Annotated in this window: 16 protein-coding genes; 8 read left to right on the top strand and 8 right to left on the bottom strand. The window is 64.6% G+C overall.

Features of this window, described 5'->3' with window-relative positions:
• Nucleotides 1–63 precede the first annotated feature (63 nt).
• The gene (locus C8J36_RS09190; RefSeq protein WP_132534302.1) at nucleotides 64–882 is read right to left on the bottom strand and encodes a L,D-transpeptidase; all 819 of its coding nucleotides are present in this window, start codon (nucleotides 880–882) and stop codon (nucleotides 64–66) included.
• A gap of 219 nt (nucleotides 883–1,101) precedes the next feature.
• Here C8J36_RS09190 and C8J36_RS09185 point away from each other — a divergent pair, with 219 nt between their 5' ends.
• The gene (locus C8J36_RS09185; protein WP_132534300.1) at nucleotides 1,102–1,743 is read left to right on the top strand and encodes a DNA-3-methyladenine glycosylase I; all 642 of its coding nucleotides are present in this window, start codon (nucleotides 1,102–1,104) and stop codon (nucleotides 1,741–1,743) included.
• Between the two features lie 6 nt (nucleotides 1,744–1,749).
• Here C8J36_RS09185 and C8J36_RS09180 read toward each other — a convergent pair whose 3' ends face one another.
• From C8J36_RS09180 to C8J36_RS09170, 3 genes are all read right to left on the bottom strand, one after another.
• Nucleotides 1,750–1,938, bottom strand: coding sequence for a hypothetical protein (locus C8J36_RS09180; RefSeq protein WP_062594535.1), 189 nt, complete (start codon nucleotides 1,936–1,938; stop codon nucleotides 1,750–1,752).
• Nucleotides 1,939–2,028: 90 nt separating this feature from the next.
• The gene (locus tag C8J36_RS09175) at nucleotides 2,029–2,349 is read right to left on the bottom strand and encodes a DUF305 domain-containing protein (protein WP_245506528.1); all 321 of its coding nucleotides are present in this window, start codon (nucleotides 2,347–2,349) and stop codon (nucleotides 2,029–2,031) included.
• 122 nt (nucleotides 2,350–2,471) lie between these two features.
• Nucleotides 2,472–2,828: a hypothetical protein gene (locus C8J36_RS09170; RefSeq protein ID WP_132534296.1), complete on the bottom strand. Its 357-nt coding sequence runs from the start codon at nucleotides 2,826–2,828 to the stop codon at nucleotides 2,472–2,474.
• Nucleotides 2,829–2,993: 165 nt separating this feature from the next.
• On the opposite strand from C8J36_RS09170, the gene hisS reads away from it, so the two are divergent.
• The 6 genes from hisS to C8J36_RS09140 all read left to right on the top strand — a co-directional run bounded on the left by hisS (nucleotide 2,994) and on the right by C8J36_RS09140 (nucleotide 9,485).
• A complete protein-coding gene (hisS, locus tag C8J36_RS09165; RefSeq protein ID WP_132534294.1) occupies nucleotides 2,994–4,628 on the top strand; it encodes a histidine--tRNA ligase in 1,635 nt (544 codons plus the stop codon).
• Between the two features lie 313 nt (nucleotides 4,629–4,941).
• Nucleotides 4,942–6,075 carry an ATP phosphoribosyltransferase regulatory subunit gene (locus C8J36_RS09160; RefSeq protein WP_132534292.1) on the top strand — a complete coding sequence of 378 codons (1,134 nt, stop codon included), beginning with the start codon at nucleotides 4,942–4,944 and terminating at the stop codon, nucleotides 6,073–6,075.
• A complete protein-coding gene (hisG, locus tag C8J36_RS09155) occupies nucleotides 6,072–6,773 on the top strand; it encodes an ATP phosphoribosyltransferase (RefSeq protein WP_132534290.1) in 702 nt (233 codons plus the stop codon). Before C8J36_RS09160 ends, hisG begins: the two co-directional genes overlap by 4 nt.
• Before the next feature lie 21 nt (nucleotides 6,774–6,794).
• Nucleotides 6,795–7,310 carry a deaminase gene (locus C8J36_RS09150; RefSeq protein ID WP_132534288.1) on the top strand — a complete coding sequence of 172 codons (516 nt, stop codon included), beginning with the start codon at nucleotides 6,795–6,797 and terminating at the stop codon, nucleotides 7,308–7,310.
• A gap of 133 nt (nucleotides 7,311–7,443) precedes the next feature.
• Complete coding sequence (locus C8J36_RS09145) at nucleotides 7,444–8,151, top strand: glutathione binding-like protein (RefSeq protein WP_132534286.1); 708 nt, start codon at nucleotides 7,444–7,446, stop codon at nucleotides 8,149–8,151.
• Nucleotides 8,152–8,234: 83 nt separating this feature from the next.
• Nucleotides 8,235–9,485, top strand: a complete 1,251-nt coding sequence (locus C8J36_RS09140; protein ID WP_245506508.1) for an FAD-dependent oxidoreductase — start codon at nucleotides 8,235–8,237, stop codon at nucleotides 9,483–9,485.
• 7 nt (nucleotides 9,486–9,492) lie between these two features.
• Here C8J36_RS09140 and C8J36_RS09135 read toward each other — a convergent pair whose 3' ends face one another.
• From C8J36_RS09135 to groES, 4 genes are all read right to left on the bottom strand, one after another.
• Nucleotides 9,493–9,714 carry a DUF3072 domain-containing protein gene (locus tag C8J36_RS09135; protein ID WP_132534283.1) on the bottom strand — a complete coding sequence of 74 codons (222 nt, stop codon included), beginning with the start codon at nucleotides 9,712–9,714 and terminating at the stop codon, nucleotides 9,493–9,495.
• A 67-nt stretch (nucleotides 9,715–9,781) separates the two neighbouring features.
• Nucleotides 9,782–10,366, bottom strand: a complete 585-nt coding sequence (locus C8J36_RS09130) for a hypothetical protein (protein WP_132534281.1) — start codon at nucleotides 10,364–10,366, stop codon at nucleotides 9,782–9,784.
• Between the two features lie 137 nt (nucleotides 10,367–10,503).
• Nucleotides 10,504–12,141 carry a chaperonin GroEL gene (gene groL / locus C8J36_RS09125; RefSeq protein ID WP_062594545.1) on the bottom strand — a complete coding sequence of 546 codons (1,638 nt, stop codon included), beginning with the start codon at nucleotides 12,139–12,141 and terminating at the stop codon, nucleotides 10,504–10,506.
• Between the two features lie 79 nt (nucleotides 12,142–12,220).
• On the bottom strand, nucleotides 12,221–12,517 hold the full coding sequence (gene groES, locus C8J36_RS09120) for a co-chaperone GroES (protein ID WP_062469756.1): 297 nt from the start codon (nucleotides 12,515–12,517) through the stop codon (nucleotides 12,221–12,223).
• Between the two features lie 327 nt (nucleotides 12,518–12,844).
• Here groES and chrA point away from each other — a divergent pair, with 327 nt between their 5' ends.
• Nucleotides 12,845–14,137 (top strand): chromate efflux transporter, encoded by a 1,293-nt coding sequence (gene chrA / locus C8J36_RS09115; protein ID WP_245506507.1) that lies wholly within the window; start codon nucleotides 12,845–12,847, stop codon nucleotides 14,135–14,137.
• The last annotated feature ends 42 nt before the right edge of the window (nucleotides 14,138–14,179 follow it).

Genomic DNA, 14,179 nt, shown 5'->3' with positions numbered 1-14,179 from the left:
TGAAAAAGCACGATGCGGCGTCGAAACCGGCTTACGCCCGTGGCCCCCCGCATCTGGCCTGCCTTACTGGACGATGACCCGCGTTCCCACGTCGACCCGCTCGTAAAGGTCGGTCACGTCCTCGTTGCGCATGCGGATGCAGCCGGAGGACACGGCATAGCCGATCGTCCAGGGCGCGTTGGTGCCGTGAATGCGGTAGAGGGTGGAGCCGAGATACATGGCGCGCGCGCCGAGCGGATTTGCCGGGCCGCCCTCCATGCTGGCGGGGAGATAGTGGCCCTTGGCAGCTTCGCGGGCGATCATTTCGGATGGCGGGCGCCAGGTCGGCCATTCCGCCTTGCGCGTCACCTTGTGCGCGCCCGCCCATTCGAAGCCCGGCTTGCCGACGCCGACGCCATAGCGCCGGGCCTCGCCCTTGCCGGTGACGAGATAGAGGAAGCGGCTGTTGGTATCGATGACGATCGTGCCGGGACGCTCGCGGGTCTCGTAGGCGACGGTCTGCGGCAGGAACTGCGGATCGATCGGCCGCACGGGGCGCTGCGGCGCCACCATGCCGGCGGAGCGCACCAGCGGCGCGGCCCGCTGGACGGCGGGTCGCTGGTAGATCACCTGCTGGCGCGGCGCGAAGATCCCGGAGCGTTCGCGGTAGACGACGCGCGGCTGGTCGCCGACGGCGCGCTGGCGCAGAACGCGCCGCTCGTCCACACGGCCCAGCACGGTCCGGGGCGCGGCCCCGAGCTGCATCAGCCAGGGGGCCGTCAGGTCCGGGCTGACGATGACCGGCGGGCGGTTGCCGTAGCGCTCCGCGGCCTGCGCGAAGCCGGCGCCGATATCGGTGACGGCAACGGAAAGGAGAGTGGTGAGGATCAGCAATGTCTTCATGACGGGGTGGCTCTCGTTCTGGCGCGCGGCGAAGGCTCGGCCGGTCCATCCGGCTTGTGGGGGAGAGCCTGACACCGGAGCGGGATAGGAAGCGTAAACGGACATTGCAGAACGGGTGGCCCGCCTGTGAAAGTCTTCGGTAGGGTTATTGCGTGCTTTCGAAAAATGGTTGACGAAGCGTGAAGCGTGCCGATTGCGGGCAGAAGAGGGGCGAATGCGATGAGCGAGATCGAGACACCCAAGGGCCTGATCGCCGGCCCGGACGGACAGACCCGCTGCGCCTGGCACGGCAATCTTCCGGATTATCTGCGCTACCACGACGCGGAATGGGGCCGCCCGGTGACGGAGGATATCAGGCTGTTCGAAAAGATCTGCCTTGAGGGCTTCCAGTCCGGCCTGTCCTGGCTGACGATCCTCAGGAAGCGCGACTCCTTCCGCGCCGCCTTTGCCGGCTTCGACATCGATGCCGTGGCCGATTTCGGCGAGGAGGACATCGCCCGCTGCGTCGCGGATGCCGGCATCGTGCGCCATCGCGGCAAGATCGTCTCGACCATCAACAATGCCCGCCGCGCACAGGACATGCGCGCCGAATTCGGCACGCTCGCCCGCTATTTCTGGCGTTTCGAGCCGGCCCTGCACGAGCGGCCCTCAAACGTCACCCACGCCGAAATCGCCGCCAACCCGACAACGCCGGTGTCGGTGCGGATCTCCAAGGACCTGAAGAAACGCGGCTGGACCTTCGTCGGCCCGACCACCGTCTATGCCTTCATGCAGGCCATGGGCCTCGTCAACGACCATATCGAAGGCTGCATCTGCCGGCAGCCGATCGAGGACCTGCGGGCCAGCTTCGTCCGGCCCTAACGGATGTCAGAGCGTGCGACCCCGCCGCCCGCTTGCCAGAAGCACGATGCCGACAAGGGCGACGACGATGCCGATGACCAGCCACTGCGTCTGGCCGGTCATGAAGCTTCCACCCATCAGATTGGCGCCCTGCAAAATCCAGATCAGTCCCACGAGCAGGCAGAGCACGCCGGCGATCGTCTTGAAACGCTTCATTCCCGTCTCCTCCTCAAGCGGCGTCCCCCATGGTGCGCTGCGCGGCGTGGGGCCAGGCATTGCCGGCCCCACGCCTCTCTCTGTTCCCGTTCAGCCGCCGTTTTTGGCAAGCCAGGTCTTCATCCGGGCGATCTCGGTTTCCTGCGCCGCGATCACCTCCTGCGCCAGCGCGCGAAGATCGGGATCGGTGCCGAATTCCAGCTCCACCTTCGCCATGTCGATGGCGCCCTGGTGATGCGCGATCATGCCCTTGGCAAAATCGACATCGGCCTTGCCCGTATAGGCGATGGCCATGCCCTCGTGCATCCTGGCGTTCGCCTTGGCAAAGGCCTGGCTCGAAGGCCCCTGGTCGCCCTTGGGCGTCGTCTTGTCGCCCGACATGGCCTCATGGTTCATCTGGCTGTGATCCATGGGTTTGGCCGCGTCCTGCGCGAAGGCGAGGGCGGGCGCGAGCGAGAGAAGCGCGATCGTGGCGGCGCCGACGGTCATCTTTTGAAACATGGTCTGTCCTTTCGATAGGATGGATATGCCGATCAGGTCGAAAGGGCGGATCTGGGTGGTGGCGCCGCGGGCTCCGGCGTTAGGGCGATCAGCGGAAGCTCGACGGCCGGGCGCAGGCGCTGCGGCGCCAGGGCAAGCCGGCCGATATCGCCGGCCTCGACTTCCAGCGCGAAACAGGCCGAACAGAGCATGGGATGCGTGCCCTTGGTTGAGGCGTGACAGCCGCTCGGGCAATCGGGCGATCCCGAATGCCGGTTGCCGTCGTCGTGAACGGCATGAGATCCGGCGATGCCGTCCCCATGGGCGAGCCCCTGCGCCTGCGCCATGGCGGAGGTCCATCCCGACAGGATGGCGCAAAGCACGGAAAGGGCGAGGACGAAGGCGCGCATCGCCTCAACATAAGCAGGATCTGCCCGAAGGGAAGCCCGCCTCGTCTGCCTTCGCGCCGTCTTCGGGCCGCCCGGCCAGCCTTGCCGCTCTGCCCGTGATCGGTTAGGGAAGGCGCCAAGCCAATGAACGGACTTTCCAACCGCAAACGAGACGGTCGAAACGCCATGAACGACAAGAAGAAGAAGCCTCAGAAGCTCAAGGCCCGCCTGCCGCGCGGCTTCGTCGATCGCTCCGCCGCCGACATCCGCGCCGTCGATGGCATGGTCGCCAAAATCCGCGAGGTCTACGAGCGCTACGGCTTCGATCCCGTGGAAACGCCGCTGTTCGAATATACCGATGCGCTCGGCAAGTTCCTGCCCGACAGCGACCGCCCCAACGAAGGCGTCTTCTCGCTGAAGGACGACGACGACCAGTGGATGTCGCTGCGCTACGACCTCACCGCGCCGCTCGCCCGCCATGTCGCGGAGAACTTCAACGAGATCCAGCTGCCCTATCGCACCTTCCGCGCCGGCTGGGTCTTCCGCAACGAAAAACCCGGCCCCGGCCGCTTCCGCCAGTTCATGCAGTTCGACGCCGACACGGTGGGCGCCGCCGGCGTCCAGGCGGATGCCGAGATGTGCATGATGATGGCGGATACGATGGAGGCGCTGGGCATTGCGCGCGAGAAATACAAGATCCGGATCAATAACCGAAAGGTGCTCGATGGGGTTCTTGAGCTTATTGGTCTTGGCAATGATGAAAGTGCTGATCGGCGACTTAGCGTCTTACGTGCTCTAGACAAGCTGGATAAGTTTGGTCGAGAAGGTGTGGAACTTTTGCTGGGGCAAGGGCGAAAGGATCAGTCTGGGGACTTTACCAAGGGGGTGGGGCTCGATGTCAATCAGATATCGACTCTAATGTGGTTCACTACTGCGAACGTCAATCGTATTGCCCCGAAGGATAGTTTTTCGCCAGAACTTGCCGGTGATATGTTGGATGCTCACAGTACGGATAATGTTCGGTGCAACTTGCAAATGTTGACTGACTGGAGTGAGGCTGCAGAAATTGAAACGAGGCAACCGTACTACCAAGATAGCCGTAACGCTACGTTGATTGAAGGAATCAAAGAACTTCGAGCTATGGCGGAGATTTTCTATTCATGCGGCTATGGGACAAAAAGGATTAGCATCGACCCCTCCGTGGTCCGCGGCCTCGAATACTACACCGGTCCCGTCTTCGAAGCTGAACTGACCTTCCCCGTGCCCAACGAAAAGGGCGAAAGCGTCGTCTTCGGCTCGGTCGGCGGCGGCGGTCGTTATGATGGCCTCGTCTCCCGCTTCATGGGCCAGCCCGTGCCCGCCACCGGCTTCTCCATCGGCGTCTCCCGCCTGATGACGGCGCTGAAGAACCTCGGCAAGCTGGGGGAGGACGAGATCCTCGCCCCGGTCGTCGTCTGCGTCATGGATCGCGACATCGAAGCGCTCGGCCGCTACCAGCGCTTCACCCAGGCGCTGCGTCACGCCGGCATCCGCGCCGAAATGTATCAGGGCAACAAGAAGAATTTCGGCGACCAGCTGAAATATGCCGACCGTCGCGGCGCGCCTCTGGCCATCATCCAGGGCGGCGACGAGCTCGAGAAGGAGGAAGTCGTGATCAAGGACCTGATCGAGGGCAAGCGCCTTTCCGGCGAGATCGAGGACAACGCCACCTGGCGCGAGGCCCGCGTCGCCCAGGTCTCGGTGCCGGAAGCCAAGCTTGTCGAAAAAGTCCGCGAGATGCTGGAGGCCCAGAAGCAGGACCGCGACCGGGCGGCAGGCTGACCCGCGTGTCCCCGATCGCCTCGACCGCAGAGCCCCTCACCCTAACCCTCTCCCCGCAAGCGGGGCGAGGGGACGCGGCACACACACCCGCCATGATCGCCGAAGAGCTCAGCCACACCGGCTCTTCACCTCGAAAGCAGGGCGCCTATCACACCCTATCTTCTCTCCGCCTGCGGGGAACCCGCACCGGCCTTCCTTCTCCCCGCTTGCGGGGAGAAGGTGCCGGCAGGCGGATGAGGGGCAGCATCCCCACGACGGCACCGCGCTTCCAGCCCTTCAACCTCGCCCGCACGCCCCCGGGAACCGCACATCCATGACCCTCTCCGACATGCCCGATTTCGCCCCGGACCTTCTCGCAGCCTTCACGGCCCGGCGGGCCGAGCGGGTGCATACGCCGGTCATCCAGCCGGCCGATCCCTTTCTCGACATGGCGGGCGAGGACCTGCGTCGGCGGATCTTTCTCACCGCGAGCGAGACCGGGACGAGCCTCTGCCTACGGCCGGAGTTCACCATTCCCGTCTGCCTGCGCCACATCGCCACGGCCACCGGCACGCCGAAGCGCTATGCCTATCTCGGCGAGGTCTTCCGCCAGCGCCGCGGCGGCGCGGAGGAGTTCTATCAGGCCGGCATCGAGGATCTCGGGGAGCGGGACGTGGCCAGTGCCGATGCGCGCGCCATTGTCGACGCAATGGAGATCCTGCGCCTCGTTCTGAAAGGCCGAAACCTTTCCCTGACACTCGGCGATCAGGCCGTGTTCGAGGCCGTGGTCGCCGCCCTCGGCCTGCCGGTCGGCTGGCAGAAACGGCTGATCCACGCCTTTGGCGACGCCGCGCATCTCGAAGCGCTGCTCGACCGGCTGGCCCGCCCGCAGCCCGTGGCCGGCCTCGATCCCGAGATCGAGGCCCTGCTGTCGGCAGACCGGGAGGACGATCTGATCGCCCGTCTCGAAAGCCGGATGGAGGAGACCGGATACTCCACCAATGCCAGCCGCTCGCCGGCCGAGATCGCCCGGCGGCTGAAGGAAAAGCGCGCGCTGGCCGAGACGCGGCTCGACGGTTCGGCCCTGCTGCTGCTGCGCGAATTCCTGACGCTGCGCCTGCCGCTCGCCGAGGCGTCCGCCGCACTCGCCGGCTTTGCCGATGCCGCGGATCTGAAACTCGGCCCGGCGATCGCCGCTTTCGACGCGCGTCTCGCCGCGCTCTCCAATGCCGGTGCCGATCTCTCCGCCATGACCTACCGCGCCGCCTTCGGCCGCCCGCTCGATTACTACACCGGCATGGTCTTCGAAATAACTGCCGCCGGCGGCGAGGTGCTTGCCGGCGGCGGGCGCTTCGACCGGCTGATGACGTTGCTGGGCGCCGAGAGCCACATCCCGGCCGTCGGCTTCTCGCTGTGGCTCGATCGCATCGACACGCTGCGCACGCGCAGATCGGGAGAGCCGGCATGACCATCACCATCGGGCTCCCCTCCAAGGGCCGCATGAAGGACGAGGCCTCCGCCATCTTCGAGCGCGCCGGGCTAAAAATATCCACCGTCGGCAACGACCGCTCCTATCGCGGTCGCGTCGAGGGCATGGACGATGTCGAGATCGCTTTCCTGTCGGCGTCGGAGATCTCCCGCGAGATCGGCGCTGGCGCCGTGGATTTCGGCGTGACGGGCGAAGACCTCGTGCGCGAGGGCCTTGCGGATGCCGACGAGCGCGTCGACTTCTGCGCCCGCCTCGGCTTCGGCCATGCCGATGTCGTCGTCGCCGTGCCGGATATCTGGCTCGACGTCGACACCATGGCCGATCTCGGCGATGTCGCGGCGGAGTTCCGCAGCCGCCACGGCCGCCGGCTTGCCATCGCCACCAAATACTGGCGCCTGACCCAGCAGCACTTTTCCGGCAGCCACGGCATCCAGCTTTATCGCATCGTCGAAAGCCTCGGCGCCACAGAAGGCGCGCCGGCCTCCGGCTCCGCCGATATCATCGTCGACATCACCTCCACCGGCTCGACCTTGAAGGCCAACCACCTCAAAATCCTCTCCGACGGCATCATCCTGCCCTCCCAAGCCTGCCTCGTCCGCGCCCGCAAGCCGGAGCATGATGGGGACGCGCGGATCAGGGAGATCGTGGAGCGGGTGCAGGCGGCTTTGCGGGGTTAAACGGGGCGAGGGGAGCGTGTCATGATGCGGACGCTGGAAGAGCGAATGATGGCAGAGGCGCTTGCCGAAGCGCGAGCGGCTTTGGACATCGGTATCTTTCCGGTCGGTGCGGTCTTGTGCGTCGGGGAAGAGATTGTCGGCCGTGCGCATAAGTCGATGCAGTCGAGCGAGCTCCATCATGCGGAGATGAACCTCTTCCACCGCGTCTTCGATGGCAGTCGCAGTTTCGCGCGAACGGACGGTTTGGCGCTCTATACCACGCTCGAGCCCTGCATCATGTGCTTTGGCACATTGCTGCATCTGCCCATTTCCCGGCTGGTCTTCGCCATGGAGGATGCCTATGGCGGATGCGCCGCCGTTCGCCTTGATCCATCTCCATCTCGACATGCCGCCCGCACGATCGAGATCGTCGGCGGAACCTGCCGGGAGGATGCCCGCAGCCTCTTCCGCGCCTTTCTGGACACGACGTCCGAAAACTTCTGGAAAAAGGGCGGCGCGCCGGAATTCCAGGCTGCCGTGCGGTCGATGCACGGCTGAGACGTCCGCTCGAAATCGGCATCTGCGGATAGGCTCGCGATCGATCTCGGCGGTATATTCCGGATCGCCCGCTGACATCCCGCCCCATCACACCTATGTGAAACCGCAACCCTTTCCAAGGAACCCGTTTCATATGGCCGATCTCTCTTCCTTCCCCATCACCACCCGCTGGCCCGCCACCCGTCCAGACGCCATCCAGCTCTATTCGCTGCCGACGCCGAATGGCGTGAAGGTCTCGATCGCGCTCGAAGAACTCGGGCTGGACTATGAGCCGCACCTCGTTTCCTTCGGCACCAACGACCAGAAGTCGTCGGAATTCCTGTCGCTGAACCCGAACGGCCGCATCCCCGCGATCATCGATCCGAACGGTCCCGAGGGAAAGCCGATCGGCCTGTTCGAGTCGGGTGCCGTCCTCATCTATCTCGCCGAGAAGACCGGAAAACTTTTCCCGACGTCTGCTGCCGGGCGTTACGAGACGCTGGCCTGGGTCATGTTCCAGATGGGCGGCGTCGGACCGATGTTCGGCCAGTTCGGTCATTTCTACAAGTTCGCCGCCGACAAGGTCGCCAACAATTCCTATCCGATGGAGCGCTACCGCGACGAATCCAAGCGGTTGCTGTCGGTGCTCGAAGCGCGCCTCGAAGGCCGCCAATGGCTGATGGGCGATGACTACACCATTGCCGATATCTCGACCTTCCCCTGGATCGACGGCGCCCGCAAATTCTATGGCGGCGATCAGGTGCTCGACTATGCGAGCTTCCCGAACGTTGTCGCCTGGGTCGATCGCGCGCTGCAGCGCCCGGCCGTCCAGAAGGGCATGGAGATCCCCAAGCGGGATTGATCAGAAGCGCTTTCTCTCCTGCATTGACGCTCCCGCTCGTGACGGGATAGGTCACGGGCGGAACGATGCGAAGGGAGGACGGCGTGGCGGAAGAGCTAGGCGGGATCGGAGTGCAGGACGACCGGCTCGTCGTGGTCGGCGGCGGGCAGGCGGCCTTCGCGCTGATCGCGCGGCTTCGGGCGCTGAAGGATAGCCGTCCGATCACGCTGATTTCGGACGAGCCGAGCCTGCCCTATCAGCGCCCGCCGCTGTCGAAGAAATATCTGCTTCGTGAGATGACGCTCGACCGCCTGCAATATCGGCCGGAAAGCTGGTATGCCGAGCAGGCGATCGACCTCCGGCTCGCCACCCGCGTGACCGCCATCGACCGCGCGGCGAAATCCGTGATCCTGAGCGACGGCACGAGGCTTTCCTACCACACGCTGGCGCTTGCGACCGGCGCCACGCCACGGCATCTGGCCGACAGCGTCGGCGGCGCGCTTGATGGCGTCTTCACCCTGCGCGATTTCGGCGATGCCGACCGGCTGGCCGAGGCGATGCGCCCCGGCCGTCGCGTGCTGATCATCGGCGGCGGCTATATCGGGCTGGAGGCGGCGGCCGTCGCCCGCACGCTGGGGCTCGAGGTCACGCTGATCGAAATGGCCGACCGCATCGTCCAGCGCGTCGCGGCCTCGGCAACGTCGGACATTTTGCGCGCGCTGCACCTCTCTCGCGGCGTGGATCTGCGGGAGGGCACCGGTCTGACGCATCTCGTGGAAAAAGACGGCCGCGTCGTCGGTGCCGAACTTTCGGACGGCACGACCATCGACGTCGATCTCGTCATCGTCGGCATCGGCGTGTCCGCCAACGATCGCATCGCCCACGACGCCGGTATCGAGACGGCAAACGGCGTTATCGTGGATATCCACGGCCGCTCGAGCGACCCCTCGGTCTTCGCGATGGGCGATTGCGCCGTGTTGCCCTTTGCCGACATGCTGATCCGCCTGGAATCGGTGCAGAACGCGGTGGATCAGGCGGAAGCGATTGCCGCGACCATCGGGGGCACGCCGACGCCGTATCATCCAAAGCCCTGGTTCTGGTCGGATCAATACGACGTCAAGCTGCAGATCGCCGGCTTCGGCCTCGGGCATGACGAAACGATCACGCGCGCCGGGCAAAGGCCGGGCAGCGCTTCCGTGTGGTATTACCGCCAGGGCAGGCTGATCGCGGTGGATGCGATCAACGATGCCAAAGCGTATGTCGTGGGGAAGAAACTGATCGAGATGGGGGCGACGCCGGACAAGGCCGCCATCGAAAACCCCGCCACCGACCTCAAGGCACTTCTCGTCGCCTGATCCTGTCTTATTCGCCGAGATCGAGCTTGCCGCGCAGCGCGTCGATCCGCTTGGACGCCTCCGCCTTGGTGATGTCCTCGGCAAACTGGTCCGGCTGGTGTGCCTGCTCCGACAGCGTCTGCAGATAGGACCGCTGCGCTCCCGTCATCGGCTCGTCGCCGCTGACCCAATCGTCGGGGTTTTTCTCAGTGTTGGAAGATGTGTCGTTGGCAATGGTCTTGTCGGACATGGACTGCTCCTGTGAACGTTCTGTTCGCTAAACGTTCACGCGGGGAGGAGGTTCCGCCGGGCGACAGCTATTGCCGGAGACGCGCGGTTATGTCGGCTGCCAGGGCGTCGATGGTCGATGCGTCCGCGTCCGTCGCCGGCACGCCGAGTGCGTCGAAACCGGCGCTCAAGGCATGATTGTCCAGAATCGATCGTTCGATGAAGCGATCGATGAGGTGCTTGCGTTCGGACGTTGCGTGGTCGTAATCGGAGGCGGTTTCCACACGCTGTCGCAAGACGGCATCGGGCGCCTGCAGGAAGACGATCCTGTACCGGGCAAGGTCGAGCGTCGAGAGATAGTCCGGCCGAAGGGCGGCACCTTCCAGGATGAAAGGCTCCTCCAGGGTCTCCTGCCATTCGATGGCCTGAAGCAGGCGCGGCCACATGTTCTCGTGATGGACCTTCAGGAACCAGTGGGCGGTCTCGGGCGAGAGACCGGTGTAGAACTCCGCGACCTGAGGCTTCACCTCCGGCCAGGGTCGCCCGGGGTGACGCCCGAGATCGTCGGTCGAGATGACCGTCCAGCCGAGGCTGCCCCCGAGCCGCGCCGCGAGAGACGACTTTCCGACATGAGACGTGCCGGCGATGAACAGTCCGGATGGCATCGGCATCATGGCAACCTTTCGATGGCGCGCGCGGGTCGATGGGGTAGCGAATATTAGCAAAAGAAGCGAAAGCCGAATACCCATCGACGAAAAAAGGGCGGCCCTCGCGGACCGCCCCTCATTCCATCGATCCGTTTCCGGATGGATTACATCATGCCGCCCATGCCGCCCATGTCGGGCATGCCGCCGCCCATCTGGGCGTCCTTCTTGGGGAGCTCGGCGATCATGGCTTCGGTGGTGATCAGGAGCGAGGCGACCGAGGCTGCGTTCTGCAGCGCCGTGCGCACGACCTTGACCGGGTCGACGATGCCCATGGCGATCATGTCGCCATATTCGGACGTCTGGGCGTTGTAGCCGTAGTTGTCGTCGTTCTTCTCGAGGATCTTGCCGACCACGATCGAGGCTTCGTCACCGGCATTGTCGGCGATCTGGCGAACGAGCGACTGGAGCGCGCGACGAACGATGGCAACGCCGGCGTCCTGGTCGGCATTCTCGCCCTTGACGTTGAGAACAGCCGAGCAACGCAGCAGGGCGACGCCGCCGCCGGGGACGATGCCTTCCTGAACGGCTGCACGCGTTGCGTTCAGCGCGTCGTCGATGCGGTCCTTGCGTTCCTTGACTTCGATTTCCGTCGAGCCGCCGACGCGGATGACGGCAACGCCACCGGCGAGCTTGGCCAGACGTTCCTGAAGCTTTTCGCGGTCGTAATCCGAAGAGGTCTCTTCGATCTGCGCCTTGATCTGGGCAACGCGGCCTTCGATCTCGTTCTTGGCGCCGGCACCGTCGACGATGGTCGTGTTCTCCTTGGAGATCGAGACCTTCTTGGTACGGCCGAGCATTTCGAGCGTGACGTTCTCGAGCTTGATGCCGATGTCTTCGGAGATGACCGTGCCACCCGTCAGGACGGCGATGTCTTCCAGCATGGCCTTGCGGCGGTCGCCGAAGCCCGGAGCCTTGACGGCAGCGATCTTGAGGCCGCCACGCAGCTTGTTGACGACGAGCGTTGCAAGAGCTTCGCCTTCGACGTCTTCAGCGATGATCAGGAGCGGCTTGCCGGTCTGGACGACGGCTTCGAGAACCGGAAGCATGGCCTGCAGGTTCGAAAGCTTCTTTTCGTGCAGGAGAACGTAGACGTCCTCAAGCTCGGCCAGCATCTTTTCCGGGTTGGTCACGAAGTAGGGGCTGAGGTAGCCGCGGTCGAACTGCATGCCTTCGACGACTTCGAGTTCGGTTTCCGCGGTTTTGGCTTCCTCGACGGTGATGACACCCTCGTTGCCGACCTTCTGCATGGCTTCGGCGATATCGGCGCCGACCTGCTTGTCGCCGTTTGCCGAGATCGTGCCGACCTGTGCGACTTCTTCCGACGTGGAGATCGGCTTTGCCTTGGCCTGCAGGTCCTTGACGACGGCGAGAACGGCGAGGTCGATGCCGCGCTTCAGGTCCATCGGGTTCATGCCGGCTGCAACGGCCTTGTTGCCTTCGCGAACGATCGCCTGGGCCAGAACGGTTGCGGTCGTGGTGCCGTCACCGGCGATGTCGTTGGTCTTGGATGCGACTTCGCGAACGAGCTGTGCGCCCATGTTCTCGAACTTGTCTTCCAGTTCGATTTCCTTGGCGACGGAAACGCCGTCCTTGGTGATGCGCGGTGCGCCGAAGGACTTGTCGATGACGACGTTGCGGCCCTTGGGGCCCAGCGTGACCTTGACGGCATCAGCGAGGACATCGACGCCGCGCAGCATCTTTTCGCGCGCGGTGCGGCCGAATTTTACTTCTTTAGCTGCCATTTTGAAAACTCCCGGGCAAAAGCCCAAATTTTAAGTGTCGTCGGATTGTACGAAGAAACTGCCGGAGGCAGGGCCGATATCAGGCGATAACGCCCATGATGTCGGATTCCTTCATGATCAGCAGGTCTTCGCCGTTAAGCTTGACTTCCGTGCCCGACCACTTGCCGAACAGGATGCGGTCGCCGGCCTTGACGTCCAAAGGAACGACCTTGCCGCTATCGTCACGCGCGCCGGAGCCGACGGCGACGATTTCGCCTTCCTGCGGCTTTTCCTTGGCGGTGTCGGGAATGATGATGCCGCCCTTGGTCTTGGCTTCGGATTCGACGCGACGGACGACGACGCGGTCGTGCAGGGGGCGGAATGTAGTGCTTGTCATTGTCTTTTCCCTCGATCAAATGACGCTGGGATCTCTCGGGATCCATCGATCTGTTAGCACTCCGGTATGTCGAGTGCTAGCAAGGCTGAGATAAGGGTGGTTTCTGCCGGAGTCAAGGTTGAGGCCGTCGTTTCTGTCGGCAGCCTGTCATGAGACCGTCGTAGGGACGGTGCGCGACATGGGGCCGGATGCGCGTCGCACGCAACGGTCGGCGCGCGGATCGGGAATCGCTGGGGCAACATGAACGATCAACACGGCACGAATGCGACAGCCCGGAAGTTCGGCCCGTCCCGGGATGGTCAAAACGATGTTTCCACAGAGCGGGAGGTGGCCATTCGCCCCGCTTTCGCAGAAGCCGCGCGTGTCTGGGCGCGCATCGGCTTCCTCAGTTTCGGCGGCCCCGCCGGGCAGATTGCCCTGATGCACCGCGAGGTGGTGGAGACCCGGCGCTGGGTGGATGAGGACCGTTTCCTGCATGCCCTGAACTATTGCATGCTGCTGCCGGGCCCGGAGGCGCAGCAGCTCGCCATCTATATCGGCTGGCTGCTGCACGGCACGCGCGGCGGCCTCGTGGCCGGCCTCTTCTTCGTGCTGCCCGGCCTTTGCGTTCTCCTCGGCCTTTCGACGCTCTACGCGCTCTACCACCAGACGGGCATGCTCTCGGCCGTCTTCTTCGGCCTGAAAGCCGCGGTCCTCGCGATCGTTGTCGAAGCCCTGCTGCGTCTGGCCCGAAGGGCACTGAAGACGACCGTGGCGCGCGTGATCGCGACGCTCGCCTTCGTCTGTCTGTTCGTCTTCTCCGTGCCGTTCCCGCTGGTCATTCTCGCGGCCGGCCTGTTCGGTCTCCTCACGGCCGGTCGCCAGGCGGCGAATGCATCAATGGGAGACGTGGCAGGCCCGGCCCGCACCTGGCCGCAGACGCTGGCGCTCGTCGCCGTCTGGGCCGGGCTCTGGGTCGCGCCGCTCGGTCTCATCGTTCTTCTCTGGGGTGAAGACAGCGTCTTTGCCGCCCTCCACATCTTCTTTTCCAAAATGGCCGTCGTCACCTTCGGCGGGGCCTATGCGGTGCTTGCCTATGTCGCCCAGCAGGCGGTGGAAACGCATCACTGGCTGCGTCCGGGCGAAATGCTGGACGGCCTGGCGCTGGCGGAAACCACGCCGGGGCCGCTGGTGCTGGTGCTCACCTTCGTCGGTTTCATGGCCGCCTTCCGCGTGCCGCCCATAGGCCTCGATCCCGTGGTCTCCGGTCTCATCGGCGGACTGGTCGCCACCTGGGTCACCTTCGTGCCCTGCTTTGCCCTCATCTTTCTCGGCGCCCCCTCGGTCGAGCGGCTGCGCGGCAACCGGATGGCGGTCGCGGCCATGGCGGCGATCTCGGCGGCCGTGGTGGGCGTCATCCTCAACCTCGCGGTCTGGTTCGCTTTGCATGTGCTGTTTGCGCGCGTGCAGCCGGTCCGGCTCGGACCCCTGGTCCTGTCCGTGCCCGACCTTGCCTCCTTCGATCCCCGGGCGGCCCTTCTCGCACTTCTGGCGGCCGGCCTGCTGTTCGTCGCGCGCCTGGGCGTGGTCGCCACGCTGAGCGTCTGCGCTGCCGGTGGCTTGCTCGTCTCGCTGCTGTGAGGCGGCAGAAGAGGGTATTTCCGCAGGAATGCGGCGGATAAG

It is taken from the genome of Rhizobium sp. PP-F2F-G48 (assembly GCF_004342335.1).
In the GTDB taxonomy this organism is placed as follows: Bacteria; Pseudomonadota; Alphaproteobacteria; order Rhizobiales; family Rhizobiaceae; genus Ferranicluibacter.
This window is presented reverse-complemented; position numbering and strand designations above follow the sequence as displayed.

What these genes read in the sequence shown, in the direction of transcription:
- hisS (WP_132534294.1), top strand. Translation starts at nt 2,994, where the DNA reads ATGAACGACAAGAAGAAGAAGCCTCAGAAGCTCAAGGCCCGCCTGCCG.
- groES (WP_062469756.1), bottom strand. Translation starts at nt 12,517, where the DNA reads ATGACAAGCACTACATTCCGCCCCCTGCACGACCGCGTCGTCGTCCGT.
- C8J36_RS09145 (WP_132534286.1), top strand. Translation starts at nt 7,444, where the DNA reads ATGGCCGATCTCTCTTCCTTCCCCATCACCACCCGCTGGCCCGCCACC.
- C8J36_RS09190 (WP_132534302.1), bottom strand. Translation starts at nt 882, where the DNA reads ATGAAGACATTGCTGATCCTCACCACTCTCCTTTCCGTTGCCGTCACC.
- groL (WP_062594545.1), bottom strand. Translation starts at nt 12,141, where the DNA reads ATGGCAGCTAAAGAAGTAAAATTCGGCCGCACCGCGCGCGAAAAGATG.
- C8J36_RS09180 (WP_062594535.1), bottom strand. Translation starts at nt 1,938, where the DNA reads ATGAAGCGTTTCAAGACGATCGCCGGCGTGCTCTGCCTGCTCGTGGGA.
- C8J36_RS09160 (WP_132534292.1), top strand. Translation starts at nt 4,942, where the DNA reads ATGACCCTCTCCGACATGCCCGATTTCGCCCCGGACCTTCTCGCAGCC.
- hisG (WP_132534290.1), top strand. Translation starts at nt 6,072, where the DNA reads ATGACCATCACCATCGGGCTCCCCTCCAAGGGCCGCATGAAGGACGAG.
- C8J36_RS09170 (WP_132534296.1), bottom strand. Translation starts at nt 2,828, where the DNA reads ATGCGCGCCTTCGTCCTCGCCCTTTCCGTGCTTTGCGCCATCCTGTCG.
- C8J36_RS09175 (WP_245506528.1), bottom strand. Translation starts at nt 2,349, where the DNA reads ATGGATCACAGCCAGATGAACCATGAGGCCATGTCGGGCGACAAGACG.
- C8J36_RS09150 (WP_132534288.1), top strand. Translation starts at nt 6,795, where the DNA reads ATGATGCGGACGCTGGAAGAGCGAATGATGGCAGAGGCGCTTGCCGAA.
- C8J36_RS09185 (WP_132534300.1), top strand. Translation starts at nt 1,102, where the DNA reads ATGAGCGAGATCGAGACACCCAAGGGCCTGATCGCCGGCCCGGACGGA.
- C8J36_RS09130 (WP_132534281.1), bottom strand. Translation starts at nt 10,366, where the DNA reads ATGATGCCGATGCCATCCGGACTGTTCATCGCCGGCACGTCTCATGTC.
- C8J36_RS09135 (WP_132534283.1), bottom strand. Translation starts at nt 9,714, where the DNA reads ATGTCCGACAAGACCATTGCCAACGACACATCTTCCAACACTGAGAAA.